This window comes from Mesorhizobium sp. M2C.T.Ca.TU.002.02.1.1, from assembly GCF_003997225.1.
On record NZ_RZTO01000372.1, the window covers coordinates 1 to 5,771 of the forward strand.

Annotated in this window: 7 protein-coding genes; 3 read left to right on the forward strand and 4 right to left on the reverse strand. The window is 63.4% G+C overall.

Going from position 1 to position 5,771, the window contains the following annotated elements:
- Nucleotides 1-172: 172 nt before the first annotated feature.
- From galE to EOD07_RS19585, 4 genes are all read right to left on the reverse strand, one after another.
- Nucleotides 173-1,300: a UDP-glucose 4-epimerase GalE gene (gene galE, locus EOD07_RS19570; protein ID WP_127236643.1), complete on the reverse strand. Its 1,128-nt coding sequence runs from the start codon at nt 1,298-1,300 to the stop codon at nt 173-175.
- Nucleotides 1,297-2,355: a UDP-glucuronic acid decarboxylase family protein gene (locus tag EOD07_RS19575; protein ID WP_127236644.1), complete on the reverse strand. Its 1,059-nt coding sequence runs from the start codon at nt 2,353-2,355 to the stop codon at nt 1,297-1,299. Before EOD07_RS19575 ends, galE begins: the two co-directional genes overlap by 4 nt.
- Nucleotides 2,356-2,838: 483 nt before the next feature.
- Entirely contained in the window at nt 2,839-3,192 is a 354-nt protein-coding gene (locus tag EOD07_RS19580) for a hypothetical protein (protein ID WP_127236645.1), read from the reverse strand.
- 270 nt (nt 3,193-3,462) lie between these two features.
- Nucleotides 3,463-3,936 (reverse strand): carboxymuconolactone decarboxylase family protein, encoded by a 474-nt coding sequence (locus tag EOD07_RS19585; protein ID WP_127236646.1) that lies wholly within the window; start codon nt 3,934-3,936, stop codon nt 3,463-3,465.
- A gap of 132 nt (nt 3,937-4,068) precedes the next feature.
- Between EOD07_RS19585 and EOD07_RS19590 the strand changes: the two genes are divergently transcribed.
- The 3 genes from EOD07_RS19590 to rlmJ all read left to right on the forward strand — a co-directional run.
- On the forward strand, nt 4,069-4,683 hold the full coding sequence (locus EOD07_RS19590; protein ID WP_245470285.1) for a TetR/AcrR family transcriptional regulator: 615 nt from the start codon (nt 4,069-4,071) through the stop codon (nt 4,681-4,683).
- 48 nt (nt 4,684-4,731) lie between these two features.
- Nucleotides 4,732-5,361, forward strand: a complete 630-nt coding sequence (locus tag EOD07_RS19595; protein WP_127236648.1) for a hypothetical protein — start codon at nt 4,732-4,734, stop codon at nt 5,359-5,361.
- Between the two features lie 58 nt (nt 5,362-5,419).
- Nucleotides 5,420-5,771 (forward strand): 23S rRNA (adenine(2030)-N(6))-methyltransferase RlmJ (gene rlmJ, locus EOD07_RS19600; RefSeq protein ID WP_164772361.1); only part of this gene is annotated, 352 nt, incomplete at its 3' end.

Genomic DNA, 5,771 nt, shown 5'->3' on the forward strand with positions numbered 1-5,771 from the left:
ACAGGGTAACACCAAGGGCGCGCAGTTCGACGAGACCCGCAAACTGGTCGACAGCAAGAGCTGAAGCAATTCCAGGAAAAGCGTGAGTTGGCTTCGGCGGTTTCGCCGTGGCCTCCGTCCAGATTGCGCCCGCGCAGCCGGCTGCAAAAATAGGAGGCTCGCTGAGACGGCCTTAGCCGAACTCAGCGAGCCCACGCCCCGACACATTACTCACAGGGCCGACCGTCGGCCTTGCGGGCCGGCGTTTCTGATTGACGCTCGCGCCACGCGGCGCGCGCAATGCGCGCGCCGCGGCGGCCGAAACGCCGGAATTGGGCAAGGCCGGGCCTAGCCCGAAGAAGGGAGCGGCCGTCCTCACGATGGTGTCGATGTCGGAAAGCTGCGCCACAAAGCCCAGCTGTTCGCGGGCAAGGCTGGGGTCGGCGAAAAGCCCTGCCGGATCGCCAGGGCGGCGCGCCTTGTACATGGCCGGGACGGGCCGCGATGTGATCCGCTCGACCGCGTCCATGATCTGCCTGATCGAGACCCCGCGGCCGGTGCCAAGGTTGACCGCAAGGCTTTTACCGCCGGCCTCCAGATGCAGCAGGGCCTTGAGGTGCGCCCGGGCGAGGTCGCTGACATGGACGTAGTCGCGCACGCAGGTGCCGTCCGCCGTCTCGTAGTCGGTGCCGAAAACCTCGATCGCCTCGATCATGCCGGACGCCGCCATCAACACCCTGGGAATGAGATGGGTTTCCGGCGTGTGCCATTCGCCGAGCTCGCCGTCGGGGTCGGCGCCACAGGCGTTGAAGTAACGCAGGATTGCGTATTTCGTACCGTAAGCCGAGCCATGGTCCCTGATGATCTGTTCGCCCATCAGCTTGGTACGGCCGTAAGGGCTGATCGGGTTCTGAGACGAGGTTTCGCGCACGGGCAGCGTCTCGGGCATGCCATAGGTCGCGCAACTGGAAGAGAAAATGATGTTGCCGATGCCGTTTGCCCGTGCGGCCTCGAGCACGGCGATCGTCCCGCCGACATTGACCGAATAATAGTCCGCGGGGTCGCTGACCGACTCGCCGACATAGGCAAGCGCGGCGAAATGGATCACCGCCTGCGGCCGGTGAATGGCGATGGCTCGCTCGAGCGCGCCGCGGTCGCGGATATCGCCGACCACCAGCGGGCCCCAGGCCACCGCCTGCTCGTTGCCCCGGCTGAGATTGTCGAAGACCACGGGCAGATAGCCGGCTGCCGCCAGCTGCTTGCAGGTGTGGCTGCCGATGAAGCCTGCGCCGCCCGTCACCAGGATGGGTCGGGCACTCATAGCGCCAAAGCCTCGCCGGAGGACAAATGACCACCACGTGAGGTTCCGGGCTGACGGCGGCCCAGCAGGGCTTCGAAATAGCCCGCGGTGTAGGCCAGCCCCTCGCTCAGCGGGACCTTTGGCTTCCAGCCGAGCTGCTGCTCGGCGAAGCTGATATCGGGCCTGCGCTGTCGGGGATCGTCGACCGGCAACGGCCTGTGTACGATCCGCGAGCGGGAGTTGGTGCAATCGAGAACGAGCTCGGCCAGTTCCATGACGGTGAACTCACCGGGGTTTCCGAGGTTGACCGGATGTTTCGGCGCCGTCGGCGACCGCATCAGCTGAACAAACCCTTCGATGAGGTCGTCGACATAGCAGAAGGAGCGCGTCTGCGTGCCGCTGCCATAGACGGTGATATCGTCTCCGCGCAGCGCCTGGACGATGAAGTTGGACACCACGCGTCCGTCATCGGGCTGCATGCGCGGCCCATAGGTGTTGAAGATGCGCGCGACCCGGATGTCGAGGCCGTAAGTTCTCGAATAGTCGAAGAACAACGTTTCGGCCGAGCGCTTGCCTTCGTCGTAACAGGCGCGCGGGCCATGTGTGTTGACGTTGCCGAAATAGCCTTCGGGCTGCGGATGCACCAGCGGATCGCCATAGACCTCGGAGGTCGAAGCCTGGAATATCTTGGCGTTGTGGCGCCGGGCGAGTTCCAGGAGGTTGATCGCCCCGAGCACGCTGGTCTTGAACGTGTGGATGGGATCGGCCTGATAGTGGGGCGGCGAAGCTGGGCAGGCGAGGTTGTAGATCTCGTCGACGACGATATCCGTCGGCAGGGTATCGACAACGTCGTGGCTGATGCAGGTGAAAGAGGCGTCCCGCGCGATGCTGGCTAGATTGTATCTTTTGCCGGTGCGGAAATTGTCCAGGGCGATGACTTCATAGCCGTCCGCAAGCAGCCGCTCGCACAAATGAGAACCCAGGAAGCCCGCTCCGCCGGTGACCAGGGCTCGGCCGCGATCGATACCCTTTCGACCCGATAGCACCGGCTTCAGAACTTTGATGACCCTATTCATGGCAACCCCGTACGCACACACACTACCGTTCCGGGACGGGCCTTGCCCGACCAGGTTACAAAGGCGGTTCCTCCGCATATGCGGAACCGCCAGCACTGATGTGCGTCATAATTTTCTGAGTTCGCGGGGCTGTTGCTCTACGGCCTGTCTCTGCCGCTTAAGCGTCCCTTGCGCCCCTAAATCGCGATCCACGAGTCGGTTGCCACCACCGCAGACTGCTCGCCCAAATTGCACACCCAACGCATACAAAGATATACCTGTGTCGCGCGCAGTCAACTAAATTAGCGTTTCGTTAACCTCACGCCTTTGCGAGCGGTTAACCACCGAGGGCGCTTACCCGGCCCGTCGGCGGTGAGGTCTTGCCTTGCAGCGCTCTGTAACCGGCGTTGCATTCGTCAAATTGCGGAAGCATGCCTTCGGCATCATCCTGCAAGCCTCGAAGCAACGCCATCATGACGCCAGGTCGAGATTGCCGTGCCGTGCCTAGATGTTCTCGGCGAGCGACCCAGAACTTCTGGCGAAGCAATGCGACTGCTGTCCGAAGCCGCTTGGGCCGCAAACGAAAGCAGCGTTCCCAAGATAAGGGTTGGCGTTTACAACAGGAGCCGCGCGAGACAGCTTCCCTATCTGGGCGGGCCGGCTCGGCTTCAAGTCGATCAAGGCGGCGTTGCCGCTTTGCGAAACGCTGAATGAAGTCGACTGGCCAAAATTGAAGTATTGGCAACCGGAAGTTGCCAACAACGCACCTAAAAGAAAAAGACGGGACAAGGCCTTGATCGGCATGCGGAAATTGTTGTTGGGGCAGGGCCGGCTTAAGCCGCGATAAGCCATGAGCATGAACTAGTGTCCCCTCAAGTGCGTGGCGCTTATGTTCGAATCATCGTTAGCCACCCACTTGGCTCATTATGGCAAACCTAATTAATTTAGCGATAGCTGTTTGAATGCGTCCACGGTTTTTTCCGCCGCCGCAAGAGGGCAGGACGGCTTGATGGCCGCAGGCGCCGCCATCCGCGTGACGATGGACGAACGGAGGGCAGTCGCGGCCCAACAAAATGGCCCGCGTCGAAGCGGGCCATTTTGTCGTCTACGGCGCCTGATGCCTGCCCCTTACTCCCCGCCCATCTCTTTCTTGAACTGGTCGAAATCGACCTGCATGCCGTTGAAGATGGTGCTCCAGTGGCGCGTCAGAGCCGCCATGGCGACGGCTTCCTGGATCTCCTCGTCGGTCGCTCCGGCGTGCTTGGCGTTCTCGGTGTCCGACCAGATGCAGTAGCTGCAGGGGATTTGCGCCGCGACCGCCAGCGAGATCAGCGACTTCTCCTTGGGCGTCAGCGCCGTCTTGTCGCTGAGCTCGATGGCCTTGACCTCGGCCCAGGCGCCGGGCAGACCGGCTTTCGGGAACTGTTTGACGAAGCTCGGCACGCCGCCCATCGTCGACTGGATGTCCTTGAGGGCGGCGTCGTAATCATCGGCCCGGGCAGGCCCGGACCCCAGCACGGTGGCGAACACGCCCGCAGCGGCGATGAGCGAGGCGGAACGAAGGCAGGAATGCACGGTTGAGACGATGCGAATGACCGACATGATGTTCTCCTCTGGTTTTTGTTAGCCTTACGATGTAAGGTGTGTGGAAGATGAACCTTACAGTGTAAGTTGTCAAGCGCCATGGACGCACCAAGCAAAAAAAAGCGAACCCGCGGAAAACTCTCCCGCGAGATGATCGAGGACGCCGCCTTCGAGGTGATCGAGCGGGAAGGGCTGTCCGGCTTTTCGATGCGCAAGCTCGCCGCCAGGCTCGGCTGCGAGGCGATGAGCATCTACCACCACTTCCCCTCGCAGGCGCACCTCTACGAGGCGCTGGTCGATCGGCAGATGAGCGGTCTCGTCATCCCCGACGACAGCCTGCCCTGGCGCGAGCGGGCCCGCATCGGCATGCAGGAATTCCGCCGTGTCGCCACCGAGCATCCGGCCTTCGCGCCGTTCATCGTCGTCTACCGCATGAACTCGCCGCCCTGCCTTGCCAAGCTCAACGCCATCATCGGCCTGTTCGAGGATGGCGGCTTCGGTCCCGAGCTCAGCGCCCGCCTGTTCCGCGCCGCCGGCTACTATCTGATGGGCGCGATCCTCGACGAGACGGCCGGTTACGCCAAGGGGCCGTCGGCGGTCACCACCATCGGCGAAGAGGAGTTGGCGCGCGACTATCCGAGCGTCGTGAAGGCCGGCGCCTATTTCGGCGCGGCCGGCTTCGACAAGACTTTCGAGCTTGGCCTGGAAATGTTTCTGGACGAGATGGAGCGCGTCCGCGAAGCTGCCCGAAGCGAAAGCCGCTAGTCAGAATGGCGGCCAGCCGCGCACCGAAGAAAACAACCAAGGGTTTGAATGCGCTTCCTCTCAGTCCTTCTCCTCATCGCCGGTGCCGCTATCGGCATCTTCTATCCCTGGGCGATGAGCAATTTTTCCGGCCATGCGATCGGCACTTACCGCGTCTATGAGGGCGGCCGCTTCCGGCCGGTCACCGTGCAGCTCGCCGCAGGCGACGCCCCGGTGAGGGTGCTGGTCGACTTGACCGCGCGGGCCGAGCGCGTCGCCGGCCAGCAGCGCACGGTGCTGACGCTGACCGCGGCGAGCGGCGGCCGCACGGCGCTGGCCTCGGCGCTCTCCTTCAACCACACCGACAATCCGCGCGAGGCCAGCCCGCAACTGCCCGACAAGATCTTTCGCGACGAGGCAGGCGTCATCGATAGGGTCACGCCCGGTCCTTATGTCTTCACGGTCGGCCCCGGAGACGCCGACGGCATCGATATGCGTGCGGTCGATCTCATCCTGCGCGCCGGCACCGGCTCGATCGACGAACGCGCCGAGCCGGCCGGCTACACGCTGATGGGCGTAGGCCTTGCCGGGCTGGTGCTGTCGCTTGTCTTCGGACGCGGCGGCGGAGGCAGCCCACAGAATCCCAATTCGCAGCCGCCACCGCCGCGCTGGGGCCGCAACGGTTCGCCACGAGCATGATGCCGAAAAGTGTGAAGCGGTTTTCGGTCGACATCATGCTCCTTGGAGGTCGGCGCGCATGAACTATCGCCACGCCTACCACGCCGGCAATTTCGCCGATGTCGTCAAGCATGCCGTGCTCGCGCGCCTCGTCGAATACCTCAAGCAGAAGGACAAGGCGTTTCGCGTCATTGATACCCATGCCGGTGTCGGCCGCTACGATCTTGCCTCGGTGGAGGCCGGCAAGACCGGCGAGTGGCACGGCGGCATCGGCCGGCTCACAGAGGCGACGCTCGAGCGGCAAGCGGCGGCGCTGCTTCAGCCCTATCTGGAAGCCGTGCGCGCGCAAAATCCCGATGGCGGGCTCGAGCATTATCCCGGCTCGCCGCTGATCGTGCGCCATCTCCTGCGCAACCAGGACCGGTTGACGG